The sequence below is a fragment of the Burkholderia sp. HMSC10F09 genome, from assembly GCF_001806955.1.
GTDB classification, from domain to species: domain Bacteria; phylum Pseudomonadota; class Gammaproteobacteria; order Burkholderiales; family Burkholderiaceae; genus Burkholderia; species Burkholderia multivorans.
The window spans coordinates 1-3,438 of record NZ_KV786850.1 but is presented as its reverse complement, the minus strand read 5'-3'; the positions used below and the strand labels follow the sequence as shown (position 1 = coordinate 3,438).

The 3,438-nt window shown below is 68.1% G+C and carries 3 protein-coding genes; 1 reads left to right on the top strand and 2 read right to left on the bottom strand.

All coding sequences use genetic code 11. The annotated features are described in order from the left end of the window. Window positions 1–147 precede the first annotated feature (147 nt). Entirely contained in the window at window positions 148–1,017 is an 870-nt protein-coding gene (locus HMPREF3115_RS22595; protein ID WP_006404524.1) for an MBL fold metallo-hydrolase, read from the top strand. Between the two features lie 125 nt (window positions 1,018–1,142). On the opposite strand, the gene groL is transcribed toward HMPREF3115_RS22595, so the two are convergent. Both groL and groES read right to left on the bottom strand, forming a co-directional pair. Then, complete coding sequence (gene groL, locus HMPREF3115_RS22590; RefSeq protein ID WP_053298036.1) at window positions 1,143–2,765, bottom strand: chaperonin GroEL; 1,623 nt, start codon at window positions 2,763–2,765, stop codon at window positions 1,143–1,145. A gap of 80 nt (window positions 2,766–2,845) precedes the next feature. Continuing rightward, window positions 2,846–3,163 (bottom strand): co-chaperone GroES, encoded by a 318-nt coding sequence (gene groES, locus HMPREF3115_RS22585; RefSeq protein ID WP_006404526.1) that lies wholly within the window; start codon window positions 3,161–3,163, stop codon window positions 2,846–2,848. Window positions 3,164–3,438: the final 275 nt, after the last annotated feature.

Here is a 3,438-nt window from a genome sequence, read left to right as displayed (position 1 = left end):
TCCGACGACCGGTGCCGAGCTCGGCGCCGGCGCGCCGGTCGAGCGGTCGCCGGACGCCGACGAGCCCGACCGCAGCTGACACGTGCGCCGAGGCGGACGGCCCGCGCGCTCGGCCGTCCGCCGGCATCCGGCGCGGAGCCTCCCGTCATGGTGATCCATCACCTGAACTGCATCTCGACGTGCCCGCTGTGCGGGCGCCTGATGAACGGCAGCCGCCACGGCATCTTCGAACGCGGCTCGCTCGCATGCCACTGCGTGCTGATCGAGACGCGCGACTCGCTGGTGCTCGTCGATACCGGCTTCGGCTTGCGCGACGTCGCCGATCCGCGTTCGCGGCTTAGCCGGTTCTTTCTCGGGCTCGTGAGTCCCGCGTTTCGCGAGGAAATGACCGCGATCCGGCAGATCGAACGGCTCGGCTACGATCCGCGCGACGTCCGCCATATCGTGCTGAGCCATCTCGACTTCGATCACGCGGGCGGACTCGACGATTTCCCGGAGGCGACCGTGCATCTGCTCGAAACCGAGCGCGCGTATGCGGCCGCGCAGCGTACGTGGATGGATCGGCAGCGCTTCCGTCCGCAGCAGTGGTCGACGTCCGGCAAGTGGCGCACCTATCCGGACGGCGGCGAGACATGGCAGGGCTTCGCTGGCGTGAAGGCGCTCGCGGGCCTGCCGCCGTCGATCCTGCTCGTGCCGCTGCGCGGCCATACGCTCGGGCATGCCGGCATTGCGATCGAGACCGCGCACGGCTGGCTGCTGAACGCGGCCGACGCGTACTTCGACGCGCGCGAGATGAACGCGAATCCGCAATGCCATGTCGGCTTGCGGATGTATCAGTGGATGCTGGAGAAGGACCGCCGCGCGCGGCTCGCGAATCAGGCCGCGTTGCGCGCGCTCGCGCAGCGCCGCAACGGCGTGCTGGTGTTCAGCAGCCACGATCCTTCCGAGTTCGAACGGCTCGCGGATCGCGCGGCGGACGTGCCGGCCGGCGCGCCCGCGTCGCGGCACGACGTGTGAGATATCGATGCGACGCGAGACGAAAAAAAACGGCGCAGCGCGGGTGTGACGCCGCGTGCGCCGAACGGGAGCCACGCCGGCCGGCGACAGGCCGGCGGGCCGAGACCGGGCGGTAAGACCGCCGCTCAGTAGTCGAGGGCGGGCGACGGCGCCGGCGCCGGGCTTTCGTCCTTCGGCGCGTCGGCGACGGTCGCGTCCGTCGTCAGGATCAGGCCGGCGATCGACGCGGCGTTCTGCAGCGCGGTGCGCGTGACCTTGGTCGGATCGACGACACCCGCTTCGACGAGATCGCCATACTCGCCGGTCGCCGCGTTGTAGCCGAAGTTGCCCTTGCCTTCGAGCACCTTCGCGATCACGACCGACGGCTCTTCGCCCGCGTTCGACACGATCACGCGCAGCGGCGCTTCGAGCGCGCGCAGCACGATCCGGATACCGGCATCCTGGTCGGCATTCGCGCCCTTGAGGTCGGCGAGCGCCGCGCGTGCGCGCAGCAGCGCGACGCCGCCGCCCGGCACGATCCCTTCCTCGACGGCCGCACGCGTCGCGTGCAGCGCATCGTCGACGCGATCCTTCTTCTCCTTCATCTCGACTTCGGTGGCCGCGCCGACCTTGATCACCGCGACGCCGCCCGCGAGCTTCGCGACGCGCTCCTGCAGCTTCTCGCGATCGTAGTCGCTCGTCGCTTCGTCGATCTGCACGCGGATCGCCTTCACGCGCGCGTCGATGCGCGCCGGATCGCCCGCGCCGTCGATGATGATCGTGTCGTCCTTGCGCACCTCGACGCGCTTTGCGCGGCCGAGATCCTCGAGCGTGGCCTTCTCGAGCTGCTTGCCGGTTTCCTCGGAGATGACGGTCGCGCCGGTGAGGATCGCGATGTCTTCCAGCATCGCCTTGCGGCGATCGCCGAAGCCCGGCGCCTTCACCGCGGCGACCTTCAGGATGCCGCGCATCGCGTTGACGACGAGCGTCGCGAGCGCTTCGCCGTCGACGTCCTCGGCGACGATCAGCAGCGGCTTGCCGGCCTTCGATGCGGCCTCGAGGATCGGCAGCAGATCGCGGATGCTCGAGATCTTCTTGTCATGCAGCAGGATCAGCGGATCGTCGAGATAGGCGGCCTGCTTCTCCGGGTCGTTGATGAAGTACGGGCTCACGTAGCCGCGATCGAACTGCATCCCTTCGACGACTTCGAGCTCGTTCTCGAGCGACTTGCCGTCCTCGACGGTGATCACGCCTTCCTTGCCGACGCGCTCCATCGCGTCCGCGATGATCTTGCCGATCGCTTCGTCCGAGTTCGCCGAGATCGCGCCGACCTGCGCGATTTCCTTGTTCGTCGCGATCGGGCGCGACAGCTTGCGCAGTTCGTCGAGCACCGCGCCGACCGCCTTGTCGATGCCGCGCTTCAGGTCCATCGGGTTGATGCCGGCCGCGACATGCTTCATCCCTTCCTGCACGATCGCCTGCGCGAGCACGGTCGCGGTCGTCGTACCGTCGCCTGCGACGTCGGCCGTCTTCGACGCGACCTGCTTGACCACCTGCGCGCCCATGTTCTCGAAGCGGTCCTTCAGCTCGATTTCCTTCGCGACCGACACGCCGTCCTTCGTGATCGTCGGCGCGCCGAAGCTGCGCTCGATCAGTACGTTGCGGCCCTTCGGGCCCAGCGTCACCTTCACCGCATCGGCGAGTACGTTCACGCCCTTCACGATCCGGCTACGCGCGCCGTCGTGGAACTTCACGTCTTTTGCTGCCATGTTGTTGCTCCGGATAATGTCGTTGTACGAAAAGCCGCGCGCTCCGGCTGCGCGCCGTGCGCCGCGGTCGAATCGGGTGGTCAGGCCGCCTTGCGTGCGGCGGACGATTCAGGTTCGAGTACGCCCATCACGTCCTCTTCGCGCATCACGAGCAGTTCCTCGCCGTCCACCTTCACGGTCTGGCCTGCATATTTGCCGAAGAGAACCTGGTCGCCGACCTTCAATTGCAGCGGGCGCTGCGAGCCGTCCTGGAGCAGCCGGCCGCTGCCGACTGCGATGACTTCGCCCTGCTCGGGCTTTTCCGCGGCGGAGTCGGGAATCACGATGCCCGAGGCCGTCGTCCGCTGCTGTTCGATTCGCTTGACGATAACCCGGTCGTAGAGGGGACGAATCTGCATTTTCATCTCCTGAGCGATGAGATCACCAAAAAGGAATCCGACCGCGCACGCGGGCGCGGATGGCTCGCGTGCGGTCGTGCCGTCGATTGGCGGAAAGCGAAATAGTGGCGCCCGCCGCGCGCTTCAAGAGGCCGACGAATCGCGAATACGTAACAAAATGTTTCAGCGCAGCAGGATGCCGCGGACGTCGCCGAGGCGGTACACGGTGCGCGCCGCGCGGGCCGTGCGACGCGGGCGCGGCACGATCGGCCGCGGCGCGACCGGACACGGCGGGC